At 43.0% G+C, this 18,520-nt stretch carries 16 protein-coding genes; 8 read left to right on the top strand and 8 right to left on the bottom strand.

All coding sequences use genetic code 11. The features are described from left to right. Positions 1-129: 129 nt before the first annotated feature. A complete protein-coding gene (scfA, locus tag CLNEO_RS15240; RefSeq protein WP_066053385.1) occupies positions 130-276 on the bottom strand; it encodes a six-cysteine ranthipeptide SCIFF in 147 nt (48 codons plus the stop codon). Positions 277-694: 418 nt separating this feature from the next. On the opposite strand from scfA, the gene CLNEO_RS02465 reads away from it, so the two are divergent. From CLNEO_RS02465 to CLNEO_RS02445, 5 genes are all read left to right on the top strand, one after another. Continuing rightward, positions 695-1,333: a TrkA C-terminal domain-containing protein gene (locus tag CLNEO_RS02465; protein ID WP_066083851.1), complete on the top strand. Its 639-nt coding sequence runs from the start codon at positions 695-697 to the stop codon at positions 1,331-1,333. Positions 1,334-1,483: 150 nt separating this feature from the next. Beyond that, a complete protein-coding gene (locus tag CLNEO_RS02460; RefSeq protein WP_066083850.1) occupies positions 1,484-2,611 on the top strand; it encodes a betaine/proline/choline family ABC transporter ATP-binding protein in 1,128 nt (375 codons plus the stop codon). After that, complete coding sequence (locus CLNEO_RS02455; protein WP_066083847.1) at positions 2,608-3,249, top strand: ABC transporter permease; 642 nt, start codon at positions 2,608-2,610, stop codon at positions 3,247-3,249. The genes CLNEO_RS02460 and CLNEO_RS02455 overlap by 4 nt, the downstream gene beginning before the upstream one ends. A 4-nt stretch (positions 3,250-3,253) precedes the next feature. Next, entirely contained in the window at positions 3,254-3,853 is a 600-nt protein-coding gene (locus CLNEO_RS02450) for an ABC transporter permease (RefSeq protein WP_066083846.1), read from the top strand. 20 nt (positions 3,854-3,873) lie between these two features. Further along, on the top strand, positions 3,874-4,767 hold the full coding sequence (locus CLNEO_RS02445) for an ABC transporter substrate-binding protein (RefSeq protein ID WP_066083844.1): 894 nt from the start codon (positions 3,874-3,876) through the stop codon (positions 4,765-4,767). Between the two features lie 334 nt (positions 4,768-5,101). Here CLNEO_RS02445 and CLNEO_RS02440 read toward each other — a convergent pair whose 3' ends face one another. The 7 genes from CLNEO_RS02440 to CLNEO_RS15675 form a co-directional block, all read right to left on the bottom strand. After that, entirely contained in the window at positions 5,102-5,782 is a 681-nt protein-coding gene (locus tag CLNEO_RS02440; protein ID WP_066083842.1) for a class I SAM-dependent methyltransferase, read from the bottom strand. Positions 5,783-5,817: 35 nt separating this feature from the next. Beyond that, positions 5,818-6,594, bottom strand: a complete 777-nt coding sequence (locus CLNEO_RS02435) for a ZIP family metal transporter (protein WP_066083840.1) — start codon at positions 6,592-6,594, stop codon at positions 5,818-5,820. A gap of 20 nt (positions 6,595-6,614) precedes the next feature. Beyond that, entirely contained in the window at positions 6,615-7,229 is a 615-nt protein-coding gene (locus tag CLNEO_RS02430) for a class I SAM-dependent methyltransferase (RefSeq protein WP_066083839.1), read from the bottom strand. Between the two features lie 66 nt (positions 7,230-7,295). After that, a complete protein-coding gene (locus CLNEO_RS02425; RefSeq protein WP_066083837.1) occupies positions 7,296-7,907 on the bottom strand; it encodes a TetR/AcrR family transcriptional regulator in 612 nt (203 codons plus the stop codon). 391 nt (positions 7,908-8,298) lie between these two features. After that, a complete protein-coding gene (locus tag CLNEO_RS02420) occupies positions 8,299-12,762 on the bottom strand; it encodes an S-layer homology domain-containing protein (RefSeq protein ID WP_066083836.1) in 4,464 nt (1,487 codons plus the stop codon). Positions 12,763-12,817: 55 nt separating this feature from the next. Further along, a complete protein-coding gene (locus tag CLNEO_RS02415; protein ID WP_162266448.1) occupies positions 12,818-13,009 on the bottom strand; it encodes a hypothetical protein in 192 nt (63 codons plus the stop codon). A 208-nt stretch (positions 13,010-13,217) separates the two neighbouring features. Further along, entirely contained in the window at positions 13,218-13,376 is a 159-nt protein-coding gene (locus CLNEO_RS15675) for a hypothetical protein (protein ID WP_157723450.1), read from the bottom strand. A gap of 171 nt (positions 13,377-13,547) precedes the next feature. On the opposite strand from CLNEO_RS15675, the gene CLNEO_RS02410 reads away from it, so the two are divergent. From CLNEO_RS02410 to CLNEO_RS02400, 3 genes are all read left to right on the top strand, one after another. Beyond that, positions 13,548-15,482 (top strand): sigma-54-dependent Fis family transcriptional regulator, encoded by a 1,935-nt coding sequence (locus tag CLNEO_RS02410; RefSeq protein WP_066083834.1) that lies wholly within the window; start codon positions 13,548-13,550, stop codon positions 15,480-15,482. Between the two features lie 276 nt (positions 15,483-15,758). After that, positions 15,759-17,201, top strand: coding sequence for an SLC13 family permease (locus CLNEO_RS02405; RefSeq protein ID WP_066083833.1), 1,443 nt, complete (start codon positions 15,759-15,761; stop codon positions 17,199-17,201). A gap of 98 nt (positions 17,202-17,299) precedes the next feature. Next, positions 17,300-18,493, top strand: a complete 1,194-nt coding sequence (locus tag CLNEO_RS02400; protein WP_201032842.1) for a CaiB/BaiF CoA transferase family protein — start codon at positions 17,300-17,302, stop codon at positions 18,491-18,493. Positions 18,494-18,520 lie beyond the last annotated feature (27 nt).

Raw genomic sequence — 18,520 nt, 5'->3', positions numbered from 1 at the left:
TCCTTTCTACTCCAAAGGGAGCCTTTCGGGGAAACGCCCATTGTCAGCGGCTCCTTTCCAGTCCCCAATACGAAAAATGCCGCTCTACTTAGAAAGCAGGCGGCGGGTTCGTTTTCAATCCTTTTGAGCTTACTTCTGTTTGTTCTCGCAGGGCTGATTTGCAACGCCACAGGAGGTTTTGCAAGCAGACTGGCAGGATGTCTGGCATTCGCCGCAGCCGCCAAAAGCTACGCTCTTTTTCAAGTCACGTGTTTTAATTGTTTTAATTCTCTCCATGGTTTCATCTCCATTCCAATTATGAAAATTCTATGCGTTTTCTATTGTTTAAAAGAGGAAATCTCTTCCATTGAAAATCGCTTTATACACTAAAAAAGTATATAGCAACATGCCCCAATTGTCAAGGCGTATCCGTCTGAATGCAAGAATCCTCCCGCCTTTTTTCTGCCTAAGGGAAGCCTTTTATTTAAAGCTATCCTCCAAGTAAATTTTTATTTTTATAGGGAAGTTTGAAATTTGAATCCCTCTGGACTTATGGAAAGAAATATGTTAGAATGCATCTTAGAATTTGGGGAATATTAACCCCTGCAAGCACTGTGATCTTTACAAAAAAACAAGGCTTCCAACCTTAGTGGCATTAAAATTGTTTCACGCCCAAAGAAACGCAAATAAAATTTAAAATGAAATGGTGTTTATTATGAAGGAAAAAATCAGTCCACCTGTCTATTCGCAGATTGCCCTCGATATCGCACTGCGTATTTCCAGAGAAGAATTAAAAGAAAACACAAAAATTTATGGCCGTTCTGTGATGTCCTCAGAGTATGGTGTATCCCCGGAAACGATCCGCAGAGCGTTGAAGCTGCTTGAGGATATGGGTATTGTGGAGGTCCGAAAAAACAGCGGGGTGGTGATTCTCTCCGTGGAAAAGGCAAAGGACTTTGCTCAGCGTTTCAGTGAGCAAAATGATACTCGCCTGATAGAGCGTAACCTGAGAAAGCTTTTGGAGCAGCAGCATAGTCTAAACGAGCAAATTAGTGAAATGGTATCTCATTTGGTACGTACCAATGATAAGTTTTCCAAAAGCAACCCATTTCAAAATTATGAAATTGATATCCCAGCGGATTCCCCCCTCATTGGCAAAAGCCTGATGGATCTTATGTTTTGGCACAAAACCGGAGCAACGATCATCGCCATTCGCCGAAAGGATAAGGTTATTTTATCTCCCGGCCCCTATGCCGTTTTGTTAGAAGAAGATACGATTATCTTTGTGGGGGATATTTCAACCATTGAAACCGTTAGCAGCTATGTTTCAAAGGCCGAGCAAAGTCCCGAATAAAAATAATAAAGCTAAGAGATACTACCTCTGTCTTCCAAAAAAAAAGACAGGGGGTTTTTTTTGTGAAAATCCTCTTTATTTGACATCTGACAACTTAAAATGTATAATAGAGTTGTTAGTTTCGTAAAAAAAGAAAGGAGATTTGAACCTATGATTCAATTTCGCAATGTAAGTAAGCGCTATGGTAAGAAAACAATTTTAGATAATCTTACTCTAGATATAAAAGCGGGCGAGTTTGTAATCCTTATCGGGCCTAGCGGCTGCGGGAAAACAACCACGTTAAAAACCATCAACCGTTTAATTGAACCAGATTCCGGTGAAATTATCATTGACGGAAAGGATATTACCAAAGTAGATCCCGTAAAGCTGCGCCGTACCATTGGCTACGTCATTCAACAAATTGGGCTTTTTCCAAATATGACCGTGGAGCAGAATATTGCCGTTGTACCAAAGCTGCTCAATTATAGCAAAGAGGAAATCGACGCAATCGTACACCGTTTGTTAGAATTGGTTAATATGCCCTACGAAGAAAATGCAAAAAAATATCCTTCGGAGCTTTCCGGCGGACAGCAGCAGCGTATTGGTGTATTACGTGCCCTAGCGGCATCCCCTCCCATCGTACTGATGGATGAGCCCTTTGGTGCCCTCGATCCCGTAACAAGGGATTCCCTTCAGGAGGAAGTAAAAAAAATTCAGAAAAAACTGGGGAAAACCATTGTTTTTGTTACCCACGATATGGATGAGGCAATTCGCCTCGCCGATACCATCGTTTTTATGAACGATGGTAAGGTTTTACAGGTGGCTTCTCCCGAAGAAATGCTGCAAAATCCCGCTGACCCCATCATCAAAAGCTTCCTTGGGAAACATATGAATCACGAAAACAACGCCGCCAATTTAGTTGCGTCGGATTTTATGCGGGCAAAGGTTCTTACCGTACCAAAAACAAAGAAAACACTGGAATGCATTGAGCTAATGAGCCGAAGGGACGTATCTTCCCTTATTGTTGTGGAGGAGGACGATACCTATTTAGGAACTGTTTCCGTTGACAAAATCAGGGCACAAGGAAAGGCAGGCAAGGAAATCAAAGAGCTTGTCACCGTAGAATCCATGACGGTAACCCGCAATTCCAACGCCCAAGAGGCCTTTGAGCTATTAATTGCTTCACCCACCGGCTATGTGGTTGTGCTAAACGATGACAATACCGTTGCTGGGCTTATTACAAAAACCAGCATGGCAAAAGCCATGGGCGAAGCTCTGTGGGGGGAGATGACACAATGAGTTATTTAGCATTTTTCACAAAGCATTCTAACGAAATACTTAAGGCCTTGCTAACCCATATGGAGATTGTGCTGATCTCCGTGGGGATCGGTGTTGTCATTGCAGTACCCGTTGGAATTTTACTGTCACGCCATAAAGGTGCGGCAAGCTATGTTCTGGCCTTTGCCGGTGTTATTCAAACAATTCCCGGGCTTGTGCTTTTGGGTATTATGCTTATTTTAATGGGAATCGGCAAACCCCCGGCCATTGCGGCACTATCACTATATGCAATTTTGCCGATCTTGCGCAATACCTATACAGGCATTTTGGAAGTGGATGCCCATTGCATCGAAGCCGCAAGGGGCATCGGCATGAGCCAAAAACAAATTCTGTTTCAGGTGGAACTGCCCCTTGCCATGCCGGCAATTATCGGTGGACTGCGTTTGTCCACAGTTTATATCATCAGCTGGGCAACCCTAGCCGGCATGATTGGTGCAGGCGGTCTTGGTGATATGATCTGGACTGGGCTTTCCACCTATGAATCAAAATATATTCTCGCAGGGGCAATTCCCTCTGCAATTCTGGCTCTTTTGGCGAATGCACTGATTGGGTTTATCCAACGTGCCATTACGCCCAAAGGCCTACGGCTTGGGAGGTGAAAAAATGGCTGATTTATTTTTTCTGACAATAGAACACATGGTACTTGTTTTAATTGCCATTGTTATTTCCACGGCTTTTGGAATACTCCTTGGAATTATCTCCTACTGGACCCCTTATCTTGATAAAATAATCCTCTGGACTGTAGATTCGTTACAAACAATTCCTTCCTTGGCCCTTCTCTCCATTTTAATGATTTTTTTTGGTCTTGGTAATGTAACGCTGATTGTAGGGCTGATACTGTATTCTCTTTTGCCCATTGTGCGCAATACCTATATTGGCTTGACAGGCGTTTCGCCCCACTTAAAGGATGCGGCTAAGGGTATGGGAATGTCCAAGCTGCAACGAATGTTCAAGGTAGAGCTTCCCCTTTCGTTCCCGCTGATTTTTTCTGGGATTAAAATTGCAACCGTAACCGCATTATCCATTGCAGTAATTGGCGTTTTGATCGGTTCCGGCGGACTGGGGTATCCCATCTATCGAGGAATTCAAACGATGAATTTTTCAGCAATCATAAAAGGAACCATTCCCGTTGTAATTATGGCAGTGATTTTCGATTTTTTTATGTCGAAAATTGAACAAAAACTTGTAGCACGAGGAAAGTAAATTTTATAGGAGGCTAACACATGAAAAAGAAAATACTATCTCTGGCAATTGCCACTACGGCGCTTTTGTCCATGACATTAACAGGCTGCGGCAGCAAGGATACCGTTGTCATCGGCTCCAAGGATTTCAGCGAGAATATCATTATTGGCGAAATCCTTGCACAGCTAATCGAAAACAAAACCGAATTAAGCGTAGAACGCAAGCTGAATATGGGAGGAACCTTTATTAATTTTGAAGCGCTTAAGAAGGGGGATATTGATGTTTATGCTGAGTATACCGGTACCGGCTTGACTGCTCAATTAAAAATGGGCGTTCTTACCGACCCTGACGAAACCTATCGCATTGTTTCCGAAGAATTTGATAAACAATTTGATATTACTTGGATGGAGCCCTTGGGCTTTAACAACACTTATGCCATCGCCGTTACAAGGGATGTGGCTGACGAATATAGTCTGGAAACCTGCTCTGATCTTAAGGGCGTATCGGAAAATCTTGTATTTGGCGGCGAAAATGAATTTTTCAACCGTGAAGACGGGTTTGAGGGCTTTTGTGATTTGTACGACATTTCCTTCAAGGGAAATCCAAAAATGATGAATGTATCCTTAAAATACAAAGCCATCGGCAGCGGCGATATGAATGTAACCGACGTTTTTACCACCGATGCAGAAATTAAGAAATATGATTTGCAGGTATTGACGGATGATCAGAGCTTCTTCCCACCATATTATGCCGCTCCCATTGTCCGAAATGAAACCCTAAAAAACCATCCCGAGCTAGAGGAAGTGCTGAATCTATTGGCCGGAAAAATTTCTAACGAAGAAATGACAGACTTGAATTATCAAGTAAATGTAGAACAAACGGATGTGGCACAGGTTGCCAAAGATTTCCTACAAAACAAAGGTTTGTTGGATTAAATCTAATTTTCAAGGGTATTTTACCCTAATTCATCCAATTTTCCAATTGCTTTTATCTGTGTAAAAGGGTGTGGAAAAAACTTGGGTGACGCCCAAACCACTTGCTTTTTGTAAAAACAAGACCAAAAACTTATGTAAAAACCCCATATTCATGGGGTTTTTACTTGGTGAAGGATGCAATGGCAAAGAAATGCCACCTATTCAAAGGACAGCTTTAGAACAAAAGTGATGACCCCTCACTGCCCAAGATAGGGCAGACGGCGAAGCCGGCTTTTGCAAAGCAAAAGTGATGACCCCTCACTGCCCAAGATAGGGCAACGCCTAAAGCTGTCTTTTATTTTTTGCAAGTAAAACAAGCCATCCCTTCCACGCAGTTCACCTGTACCTCTGTAAACATGGTTTGCAGCCTGTCTTTTAAGCTCTCTGCCGTTTCAAAGGGGGGAGTAAAAAAACCTTTCGGTACATAAACCTTGCGGATAAACCAATCCGTTCGTCTGTTTTCTCCTCGTACATAAAAGCAACCGCAAAAAATGCCCCCGGGCTTTAAAACACGAAACACTTCCTCGTAAGCCGCCTTCTTATCTGGAAATGCATGAAAACCATTGAGTGACAATACCAAATCATAGGTTTCTTGGGGAAATTGCAATGCGCCCACGTCCCCTTGGTAAAAAGAAACATTGGAAATCCCCATTGCACCAGCCCTTCTCTGTGCCCTTGCCATCATTTCTACGGAATAATCCACACAAGTAATTTCTGCCTTTGGCAACGTGGCATAAATTGGCATCGTCAATATTCCGGTGCCTACGGGTATTTCCAACATTTTCCCCGAAAAATCCCCAGGGATTCCCGAAAGTGCAAGCTGTATATAGTGATTGTTTTTTTCCCGATTCATATTCCAAACAAGCTTGCATACAGCCTTTCCACCAAGGGTTGCACATGTAATCATACCGTCATAAAAGGTATGCTCTCCACCCAAGGCTTGATATGATCTTTGAATTTTACTGCGCCTGTTCAAGTTTTCTACCCCTTTCTTTTTTTCCCATCTTCCCTTTACCCTAAGGCCACATCAAGCACCATCATTAACGCAAAACCCAATGCCGCACCAATCGTGCCAATGTTGGAGTGCTCTCCTTCCTGGGCTTCGGGAATCAATTCCTCTATGACCACATAAATCATTGCCCCGGCGGCAAATGCAAGAAAATATGGCAATATGGGTACTACCTGCTTTGCCAGCAAAATGGTAATCACAGCACCCACAGGCTCAACAACCCCCGAGCCTACACCATATAAAAAGGCTTTTTTCTTGCTTGCCCCCTCATTGCGCAAAGGCATGGAAATAATGGCACCCTCGGGAAAATTCTGCAAAGCAATGCCCAATGCCAGTGCAAAGGCAGACATCATGGTAATATTACTGCTCTCCATCATCGCCCCTGCAAAAGCTACACCAACGGCCATGCCTTCGGGAAAATTATGCAGCGTTACCGCAAAAACCAGCATGGTTGTCTTAGACAATTTGCTTGGCACTCCCTCCGGCTTATCGCTGTCCATATGCAAATGTGGAATTATACTGTCCAATACTAACAAAAAACCTACCCCCAGCAAAAACCCTAGTAAGGCAGGCAGCCACGCAGGCCCGTTCCCCTCCTCCGCCAACGCAATGGAAGGAATTAATAGCGACCATACGGATGCCGCAATCATAACGCCTGCGGCAAAACCTAACAGTAGTTTTTTTAGTTTTAGGTTCATTTCCTCCTTCATAAAAAACACCATGGCAGAGCCAAGGGCAGTTCCAACAAACGGTATAAATAAAATCATAATTTCCTTCATCCTAATTCACCTTACTTTCCCTAAACCGCTTTTTTTGCCGCCAAATAACATATTGGCGTAATATTACTGTCCACCAACGAATATTCCGCGACCAAAAAACCTTTCTTTTCCACAAATTGTGCAAATTCCGCTTGGCTCCACCTATGGAACACCTTAAAACCAAACATTTGCAACAGCCAAGCTCCCACACCAAAGACCACGCCACTTTTCCATATAAAGGTGGGTGCAAACAGCAATCCTCCCGGCTTAAGCACACGAAATATTTCTTCCAAAGCCAGATCCGGTTGTGGCATAATATGCAAAGCATTGGCAATGAGCACCGCATCAAAGGAATGCTCCTCGTACGGCAGGCGTGTTGCATCCTGCACAGAAAAAATAATGTTTTTTTGCGTGCTTTGTTTTTTTGCTTCCCCAAGCATCGCCGGAGAAAAATCGGTGGCGTACCATTCCTTGACCTGCTTCGCAAGACAAAAGGTCAGCTGACCGCTTCCACAAGCCAATTCCAAAACCTTCATGTCTTTGTTTAGGCATTGTAGGATTTTACTGCTGATGATATCGTAGGAGGATAGGTTCCTTTTCATAAAAAATCCATATAAAGCCGCAACCCTTTCCCAAAACTTGATATTGCTTTCCATATTTTAAACCTTCCTCAAAACACTGGGATACATAAAATATAATTTACCCTGCCCCCAGACTATATTTTATTCAAATAATTGATACCAACAGGCAACCAAGCATTGAATCATTGTCTCCAAATGCTTTATCGCCGTTTCTTCCGACTTTTCGTGGGTTATGATATGCACAAAAAGATCAACCTGGGTATGGGTGAACCAATGAATCATATAGCTTTCTACCTTGGGGCTATTGTTTTGCATGGAAATTCCATTCGCCAACACTTGGTATTTTTTCTCCATAATTTCCACAAATTCATCCACGATTTGCTCAAACCTTGACCCTTGGGCTTTTGTAAGCAACAGCTGAAATTCATCATAATAACGATACATACAGCAGATTATTTTTTTCGCAATTTGAAAATGCGCCGGATCATCCACCCTTTGGGTATCCGTGCTTTTTAATTGCTCCAATTCGTGCTGCTGGTGCTGATTCATAATTTCTTGCAATTCCTGCAGCGGCTGCTCCACAATAGACACAAACAGCTCCTCCTTATTTTCGAAAAAAAAATATAAGGCCCCTGTCGTAACCCTGGCATTTTTGCAGATATTGCGTAAGGATGCCCGGGCATATCCCTTTTCCAAAAATTCCTTTTTACCGCTTAGCAACAGCCGTTCCTTCGTTTCCTTGTCGTTTTTCAATTGGCACTTCCCTTCGCCCCAACATAACACTGTTATCTATTGTTTTTATGTTAGCCTTTTATTTACGTTTTGTCAATAAGAAGAAAACAAATTACACCAAAAAACAAAAACCCTTACTCAGACTGCGGAAAAACCTTGGACGTTGCCCCCCTCACTGCCAAGATAGGGCAGACGGCGAAGCCGGCTTTTGCGTAGCAAAAGTGATGATCCCTCAACCCCTTATGGATGTTTAAATGCAAAGCCCTCAAGGTTTTGACCTTGTCTACACGCAGTCTTTTCCCTTTGGGAAAATATCCCTTTTCTTCTACACATATCATAATAAATAAAGCAGAAAACCAACCACTTTTTCTGCGGCTGATTTTCTGCTTTTTATCCCTTGCAAAATTTTAGATTATTTTCTAAGCAGGCTATAAAGTACCTGCACCATTTCACCACGGGTAGTTGTACCTGTCGGTGTAATCTTTCCGCCGTTGCCACTTACTGTGCCTGTCTTCACAAGAAGGGTCATCGCATCAACAGCCCATTTATCTACCTGTGGAGCATCAGTGAAGTCAGAGAGGGTCTTGCCCACACTGCCCTGGGGCAGTTGATCAATTGCCTTCAGCGCATTATACAGTAAAGTGAACATCTCCTGACGGGTAATTTCCTTGTTTGGTGCGTACATATTGTCCCCTATGCCCGACGTAATCCCCAATTGCTTTGCCGTTGCAAGATAGCCGGTATAGTAGGTATTTCCCGCATCCGCAAAGTTATCCTTCGCCTTCGTGTTGGGCGCAATACCATAAGCTTTCATCATCAGCACAATAAATTCGCCGCGGGTCAGCTTTGCTTCGGGGCTGAAATTTCCATCGCCTGTGCCTGTGGTAATTCCTCTAGCCGCAATGAAAGTCACGGCTTTCTTATACCATGCGTCTGCCGCCACGTCATGAAAGCTTACTGGGTTATATGCCACCCCATAATCACTAAAATGGGTCGTTTCAAAGGTAACTGTGCCTGTTGCAGCATGATAGTGTCCGTTGGGTATGGTGACAACGTTACCGCTGCCGTCGATATACCAAACAACAATGCTTTCGGGGTTTTCCAGCTCCTTTGCCGTGGGCGTATAAGGTATCGCAACCATTACCGGTGCAGCCGGATTATTCCATTGGGTCTGATTGCCGTCAACAGCAAGTGTAAGCTGAATGAGCGGTCTATTTCCAATTGCATCCTTCACCTGATCGGGCAAATTATCTTTGTCGCCTTCGCCCATGGTAATTTGCGCCTTGCTTCCATCCTGACCCTTTGCTCCTGTGAGCATATTAGAGGGAAGGGTTATGGTTCCATTTGCCGTATCTATGGTCAGACTGCCCATTAAACTATTCGTGGACAGATTTGGAATCGGGATGCCCACCGTATAGGAAGCCACATCCGGAATAGAGGGTACCGTTATTGTAGCGCCTTTCCCTTCGGACAACAGTTTGATTTGCGTACTTGCATCAATAGAAGCACTTCCCGTATTCGTATCCACCGCAACGGGCAATGTAGAACTATTACTCTCTCCCTTTACCTCCGCTTTGTAAGCCTGGGTCGTTACAGGGGTCGTTGTGGGGGTACTGGAAGATCCACCACCACCACTGGAAGAAGCGACACGGGGTGTTACACTGTTTGAGTCTAAGGATGCCCCACCTGTACCTACGGCGCTTGTCGCCGCTACAGTAAAGGTATAATCCGTACCGTTTGTCAGTCCCGTTATTACAATAGGGCTTGTTGTCCCTGTGGCAGTAATCCCGCCGGGATTTGAAGTAACGATATAACTTGTAATCTCTAAGCCGCCGTTTGATTCCGGTGGCGTAAAGCTTACGGTAGCCCGACCATTGCCCGCTTTGGCAGTGCCAATCGTGGGTGCTCCGGGCTCTACGCCATTTACATAAAAAGTGCGAGAAACGGGTATCGCAGGCAGATAGTTAATATTACCCTCCTGTTCTGCCGTTATGGTTGCTTGTCCTGCTCTGATAAAGGTAAGCACTCCTTCGGGGGTTATAGTGCAAACCTCTGGGGTTTCGCTTCTAAAGGAAACCGTCAAGCTTGAATCCGAGGAGGCTGTCAATTGAGGGGTAGTGCCGAAGTTTTGTGCCCCTGGATTATTAAAGGTAATGGTCTGGGATGCCGCCGGCGTCACGCTGTTTGATGGAGCTGACGACGGGCCATCACCTGCGACGTTTGACGCCGTTACAGTGAAGGTATATGCTTGTCCATTGGTAAGCCCTGTCACTGTAATTGGGCTTCCTGCTCCACTCACAGGGGCTATATAAGGAGAGTTCCCTGTAACGGTATAGACTGAAATATTCGTGCCACCAGTGAAATTAGGAGGGCTAAAGGCCACCGATGCACTTCCATCTCCAGCTGTGGCAACTACGTTTGTTGGTGCACCAGGAGCTACAGGGTTTACAGTAAAGCTCTGAGAAACCTGCGGTGCCGCTAGGTAGCTTCCATTCCCTGGCTGATCTGCATTTATCGTAGCAGTACCTGCAGTGATAAAGGTAAGATATCCATTCCCGTCTATAGTACAAACCCCCGTTGTACTGCTGGAAAACGTCACAGGCAAATTCGAGCTTGCCGTTGCTTCTAACTGGGGAGTTGTGCTGAAGTTTTGTGCCCCAGGATTATTGAAGGTAATGGTCTGGGATAACTTTGGTGTCACGCTGTTTGATGGGTCTGACGGTGCGCTTGTACCGCCCACGTTTGTCGCCGTTACAGTGAAGGTATATGCTTGCCCATTGGTAAGCCCTGTCACTACAATTGGGCTCCCTGTTCCACTCACAGAGGGTACATGAGAGGGGTTCACTAAAACGGTATAGGTTACGCCACTAGACGCTGGGGGCGTAAAGCTCACCGTTGCCGATGTATCGCCTGCTATGGCAGTGCAACCGCTTGGTGCGCTAGGTGGTTCGACACTCACTATAACCGTGGAAACAATGCTAAGGCTAGTTGAATCCTCACCGCCGTTTTCTGTACCACCATTGTCCCGAATACCCGTCAGCGTAATAACCCTGTTGAGAAGTGTAGGGCTGCTACTGGAGTTTTCATATGCAAGTCCGTCTACAAGTGTTTGTACCGCTGAGACTGAAATATCACCTGCCTTGGTAATGACCACCGTGGCAGTGCCCCCGGTAAGGGAAACTTGGTATGTATAGTCATTTCCTCCGCTTGTTCCAGAATTTCCAGTTGTCAAAGCAACCTTTGTACCGTCAATGGCAATCTTTTCACTTGCACCATCCATTACATTTGTGATCGTTAAGGCGAGTTGTTTAATCATCTGTCCCGCCTCTACTGTGTCAACTGCCGTATTACTAAAAAGCAAAACGGCGCTGCCACCCGAGGTAAAGGTGGGATTCCTGGGAGTTGCTGTCAGTGTAGGCGGGTCATTTACATTGCTTACTGTAATGGTGAATTGCTTATCAAAAGTCATTCCACCCATATCCATGGTACGAATGGATACAGTATAGCTGCTTTGGATAGCATAATTTGCACTGCTATTCATGCGTAACATTGTACCATTAATGTTGAAAGCAGAGGCATCATCCCCTCCCACAATAGCATAGGTAAAGGTATCCCCATGATCAATGTCGATGGTGCTTAAGCTGCCAACCATTCCATTTTCCCCTGCATTTTCCAGTATTGAACTGTTTGACAGTGCAATATCTGTAGGGATGTCATTGGCGCCCGTAATGTTCACCGTTAGGGTTGCAGAGCCTGCTAAATCACTGTTATCCGTAGCGGTAACAGTGAAGGTTTCGCTCTCATTTTCGATTGTACCGTTGATTGCGCCGTTATTGGGAACGTAAACATATTCACCACTTCCACTATCGACGTACAGCGTGCCATAGGTTCCCGCCTTAGATGCATCATAAGTCTTTCCTTCAATCTCCCAACTGCCTACCGTACCGTCGGAAATACCATAAGACGTGATGCTGCCGCCAGAGGTGGCTGAAATCGTACCTGTGGTGTTAGTAAACGTATCGTACGCTGAGGTATCGGTGTACGATACAGGCGTAGATGTAGTCACCGAAGGAGGTTCAACATAAGTAAACTGGTCAGCCGCACCTGTTTCACTTGTGCCAGCCCAATTTTCAACGGTAACGTGTACCGTACCCTCGCTCCCCTCCGGGGATGTGGCTGTAATTTGTGTTTCAGAGTTGACGGTGTAACTGCTTGCTGCAGTTGCGCCGAATTTCACGTCAGATACATCAATAAAGTTGGTTCCTGTAATGGTTACAATGGTGGCACCTCCGGTGGTGCCCGCAGAGGGAGATATGCCGGTTACCGTGGGGGCTAACTCACTGATGGCTTGTATATTTTTCAGCTCAATGTTCTGGAAAACCGCATAATTATCGGATGATAAGACAACCTTTGTTATATTCTGTGTGGGTAGCCCAGATACATTTATTGTCATTAGCCCTGAAGAGTTGATAGCGCCAAACGGAAAACTTTCGGAGTTACCATTGGCGTAGGTTACGTCAGCATTAACATTGCCGTCATCTGCCATTGCATCAAAGGAAGACAAATCAAACATATATTCGCTTTCGATTTCTATCGTTAATTTTACTTTATCATCGGGCCCTTCATAAGCATAGAGTCCCTGTCCGTCATACCATAACCCTCCAGCTCCTGTCAAGGTAAAGGTTTTTTCCCCTATGGTTCTGGTGATCGTTGTATTGCTCCCATCAAATAAATCAGCATCTGAGCCTGAAAAAGACAACGTCCCATCAGCCGCCCTCGCCTCAAGGGGAAAAGCCACAAACAGGCCCATCACCATCACCAATGTCAGCACTGCCGACAAGAATCGCCTTCCTTTTGCGCTTAATATGTTTTGCATATGCATTCCTCCATATTCTCGTAACTTTTTTCTTTCAATGAGTTATTTTTTTGCGCTATACTTCTGTTCTTTCTGCAAGAAGCTTGGAAAACGCCCTGCATTGCTTGGTAAACACAAACAGCCCATTGGTATCCTTGGTAGGCTTGTCCAGCTTAGCAATCTTATGGTCTTTTTCTGAAAAGCCGCCATAAACAAAAGTCCCTTCAATTTTTTCGTTTTTCACTGGGAATGGCGTAAGCCCTGCCACCAACAGCTTTTTCTTGTTTCGCCCTTAAACTCACCCGTCCCTTTCCCTGCGTGATTTATTGTTGCTTTGTGGCTTTATATCTGCCTTGTGGATCAAAGGTTTTGGTAGAACTATAAAATCCCCTTTTGTATCCTAAAAAAAAGTGGCATCCTCAAAAACCCCTAGTTCTATCCCTTTTCTAATCCCTAGCAACATAACTTTTCAATATTTAACCTGTATTATTTTCATTATAGATAACCATAGTTTTCCTGTCAATTGTTCTCTTTTGCTTTTCGGGAATAATGCTGCCAAAATATTTTTTCAGCCTTCTATTAAGCAGTAAAAAGAACACAAAAGCCTTCCGCAAACAGTCTTCCTCTCTTTTCATTTTACAGTAACCCCATTGGTGGTGCTAAAATATGATTGTAACACCCCAGCCAAATAAGCTATAATCTTATCAGAAAAAGAGTAAACATAATTTTGCTGCAAAAAATACAAAAGCATTTTTAAACACAAAAGCGGAAAATTTAATTATTGTGGTTGGAATGGAGGCAAGCAAATGACAAAGAGAGCAAAAAATGCGGAAATAAGTTTTATCGCACCATCCGAAAAGCTGGCAATAAGAGCTAAAAAAATAATTAAAGAAAGAAACGAAGACATTGACGTATATATATCCGCCTTGAATGAAGCTTATATTTTAGCCAAGGAGCTGCGCAAAAATGGCACTCGCGTTATTATAAGCAGAAAAGGTACGAAGGCATTTATGGAAAAGCATCTGGATATCCCCGTTGTTGGTGTAAATACTATTTTATCGGATTATATTGACATTTTAAAAACAGCAAAGAGCCTAGACGGAGTCATTGCTTTTTTTACTTATGATGAAATCACAGAAGGCATTAAAACAATGTGTTATTTGCTAAATATTAATGCAAAATACTATACATTTCACGATGTTGAAAGCTGCGAAGCCATTGTAAAACAGGCAATTGATGATGGAGCAAAGCTTGGTATTGGCGGAGCGCTGACCGAAACCTTCTCTCTAAAATATAATCTTGAACACATTGTTGTGGAAAATTCTGAGGAGGCAATTATAAATTCAATTGAAACCGCAAAGCAAATTTTAGCGATTCAAAAAGAGGAATTAAAGAAACAAGAAAAACTGAAGCTGAAGCTGAAAAGCTATCAAGCTGTGCTTGATTTTACCCACGATGCCATTATTTCCGTGGACACCTCCGGAAAGCTAACCGTAGTAAACCCTGTTGCAGAAAGAATCATGAATGTAAACAGGAAAAACTGTATTGGAAAATGGGTGGAGGATGTTCTCCCCAACAGCAAAATGATTGAGGTTTTACATAACGGAGAAAAAGAAATCAATGAGTTGATGAAAATAAACGGAACCTTGGTTTCCACAAACAGAATCCCCATCATTATAGATGATAAAGTAAAGGGCGCTGTTGCTACCTTTCAGGATATCAAAACAATTCAAGACAGTGAGAAAAATATAAGAATGCGGTTGAACAAAAAGGGATTAACGGCAAAATACACCTTTGACGATATCCAAGGTCACTCTGAGGCGATTCAAAAAACCATAGATACCGCAAAAAGATATGCCCTGTCAAACTCAACCATACTAATTCATGGTGAAACCGGCTGCGGCAAAGAATTATTTGCCCAAAGCATTCATAATTATTGCGCTAGAAAAAATGAGCCCTTTGTTGCAATTAACTGTGCGGCATTATCAAAAAATCTTTTGGAAGCGGAGCTTTTCGGATATGAGGACGGAAGCTTTACCGGCGCCTTAAAAGGCGGAAAGGCAGGTCTTTTTGAATTGGCGCACAAGGGAACTATATTTTTGGATGAAATCGGAGAAATCCCCATGGATGTGCAGGTGCAGCTTCTTCGGGTTTTGCAGGAAAAGGAAATCAGAAGAATTGGGAGCGTTGCAGTAACGCCCATTGATGTAAGAATCATTACAGCCACAAATAAGCGTCTTGAGGATGAAATTTTAAACCATAGATTTCGGGAAGATTTATATTACAGGCTAAATGTTTTGAATCTTGAAATCCCCTCCCTAAGGATGCGGAGGGAGGATGTGCCTGAAATAGGTAATTCTATCCTAAAAAAGCTGAGCGGCGAAAACTATGATGAATTTAAGAATTACTTTGATGAAGTCATAGGCAATGTTACTGATTATGATTGGCCCGGAAATATTCGGGAATTGCATAATTTTGTGGAACGAATTTTTGCAATTTTGTCAGGAGGCACCAAAAATATTCTCCTTGAGGATTTAATAAATACATCTTACGCAAAAGAAAAAAAAGACCTTAAATTTGAAAGGCAGGAACAAGAGGAGGATTTGGCTGTTTGGGAACGAAAAAAAATTATTGCAGCACTTACAAGCAATAATTGCAGCATGAAAAATGCTGCAATTGCTTTGGGAATCAGTAGGACAACCCTGTGGCGAAAAATGAAGGAATATAATATAAAACCATGATGTTTCATTGTGTTTCAATACGTTAACTTATTTTAATACAACTGAGCAACATCATGAAACAAAATATGTTTGTACAAAGTTAAAAATGTCAGCTTTATTTTTAGGCTGGCATTTTTTTAATCTCAACAAAATAAGGCAAATTCGACAATTATTTTTTGTTTCATAGCAGTTTGGCATGCATCTTGCTTAATACTATAATCACATGGCAAAGGGCTATTCCCACAGCATTGCCAACAGTCATTATTTTAATTCTATTCAATCAAAGGAGGAAAGTTTATGGGTAAGTATGCAATACGAAAAATTGGTTTCTTTATCGGTATTATCGTTTTTGTCATTATGCTTGCAATGCCGACACCGGAAGGGCTAACACCAATTGCACAAAAAGTTTTGGCTTCAACTGTTTTGATGGTTATTTTTTGGGTGACTGAAGCAATCCCCATTGCCATGACATCATATTTGCCGCTGATCGTTTTCCCGATCATCAGTTTAACAGGAGCGAAAGGACAAAATGATATTCAATTATTTAGTCACTATGCTTACACAACAGTATACTTACTTGTTGGTGTAGGGTTCCTCTCCGGCGCAATGGTGAAATGGAACTTACACCGCAGAATCGCCTTGGGTATTGTTAGAAAAGTTGGTGCCAAACCCAAAAACTTGATTTTAGGTTTTATTTTGGCAGTCGCCTTCGTTTCCATGTGGATGTCAAACACAACGGCAACCGTTATGATGATACCCGTTGCATTATCCATTACCGCTGCACTCAAAGATACGGATGGCGGATTTAAGAAAGCATTAATTTTGTCAATCCCCTTTGCAGCAACCATCGGTGGTATCGGAACAGTCATTGGTACAACAACAAACCCTACGGGCATTGGCCTCATCAGAGAATCCATTGGTCTTGATATCACCTTTACAGACTGGTTAAAAATAGGCCTCCCCTTTGTTATTGTAATTATCCCTATTTTATGGATCTATATGGTTAAGTTTTTCAAGGTTGACAAAATGAAGGATATTGATGTTTCTGCAATTGACAATGAATATCACAAACTTGGGCCTATGTCTAAGGGCGAGAAATTCACAGCTTACATTTTCCTTTTTGCCATTGTGGCATGGATGACCCGTTCACAGGTATGGGGCAAATTTATCCCCTTTGCAACAGACGAAACAATCGCTATGTTTGCGGCGTTACTTACAATTGTTGTCCCTGTTAACTGGAAAGAGGGAGAATATTTGATGGACATGAAAACAGCCATTAAAGAAATCCCTTGGTCTGCATGTATTTTACTTGGCGGCTCCATGGTAATGGGTAATGCATTTAAAGATTCCGGCTGTGCTGCATGGATTGCAGGAAAATTAGGCGGTTTGGCAGGCTTATCCCCATTACTTATTGTAATTATTGTTGGTGTTGTTACAGCAATCATTACAGAGCTTACAACAAATGCTGTTGTTGTTGCAGCGTTTTTACCCGTTCTTGCCAGCGTGGGAACAGCCATCGGCGTAAACCCTTTGGCAATGATGCTTGCATGTATGTTAGCATGTAACTTTGCATTTATGCTGCCCCCTGCAACACCTCCAAATGCGGTTGCATATGGTTCAGGCGAAATTGAGATGGCGGATCTTATTAAGTGCGGTCTTGGTCTAAAAATCATATGTTTAATTGTATTCCCAGTTATCATTTATGGTATTACAATGGGCGTTTTCGGCTTTGGAGTTTAAAAATACATAAGAAGCAATATTCAACAATATTAACATTAATGTAAATGCAACATTTACGGCGACTTTACTACTATCGCCGTATGAAAGGAGTAATGAAAATGAGTAGAGGAATACTTGACGGAATTGTAGTGCTGGACCTTACCAGGGTTCTTGCAGGTCCCTATTGCGGTATGCTTTTGGCAGATATGGGCGCAGATGTAATTAAAATCGAAAGACCCAAAAAAGGTGATGACAGTAGAGCTTTCGGGCCCTTTATCAATGGAGAAAGTGCATATTATATGAACTTGAACAGAAATAAAAGGGGTGTAACCTTAAACCTTAAGGATGAAGAAGGCAAAAAGGTTTTCATCGAAATGGTAAAAAAGGCGGATGTCGTTCTGGAAAATTACAGACCGGGAACCATGGAAAAATTGGGCTTAGGCTATGAAACATTAAAGGAAATTAACCCTCGTATCGTATATGGCTGTGTTTCCGGCTTTGGGCATTATGGCCCTTACAGCCAAAGAGCAGGCTACGATATCATCGGCCAGGCAATGGGCGGCTTAATGAGCACAACAGGGTGGCCCGGCGGCCAGCCCACCAGAACAGGCACAGCTATGGGTGATGTTTTGGGTGGTTTAAGCGTTACCATTGGTGTTCTTGCAGCCGTTGTAAATCAAATAAAGACAGGCGAAGGACAAAAGGTTGATGTTGCATTGGTAGATTCCGTGGTTTCCTCCCTTGAAATAATTACACAAATTTATCTTGCTTCCGGCAGAATACCCGAAAGAATCGGAAACAGATATGAATCAACCTACCCCTATGATTCCTTCCAGGCCAAAGACGGAAGCGTTGTTATTGCCTGCGGCAATGATAAATTATTTAAGCTTTTGGCCGATGAAATGGGTCAGTCTGAAATTGTTGATGACCCAAGGTTCAACAAAAATACAGAAAGAGTTTTAAATCATGCTGTGCTTAAGGAAATTGTTGAGGCATGGACAGTAAATTATACCATAGATGAAATTCAAGATAAGCTTCTTGCTATTGGTGTGCCTACTGCACCCATTAACACTATTGACCGAATCGTAAATGACCCCCATATTGCAGGGGCAAGAGAAATGTTTGTTGAAATTGATCACCCCGTTGCAGGCAAAACAAAAATCACAGGGGAGCATATTAAGTTCAGCGACCTAAAGGCAGACGTAAGAACACCTGCCCCCACTTTGGGTCAGCATAACGAAGAAATCTATAGTGACTTTGTGGGATTAAGTGCCGAGGAAATTGAAAACTGCATCAATAAAGGAATATTCTAAAGCGAGTGCTTTTTAGGAGGTGAACAT

Source organism: Anaerotignum neopropionicum (genome assembly GCF_001571775.1).
Lineage (GTDB): Bacteria > Bacillota > Clostridia > Lachnospirales > Anaerotignaceae > Chakrabartyella > Chakrabartyella neopropionicum.
Note: the sequence above shows the minus strand (reverse complement) of the source record. Positions and strands in the feature narration are given on the sequence as shown.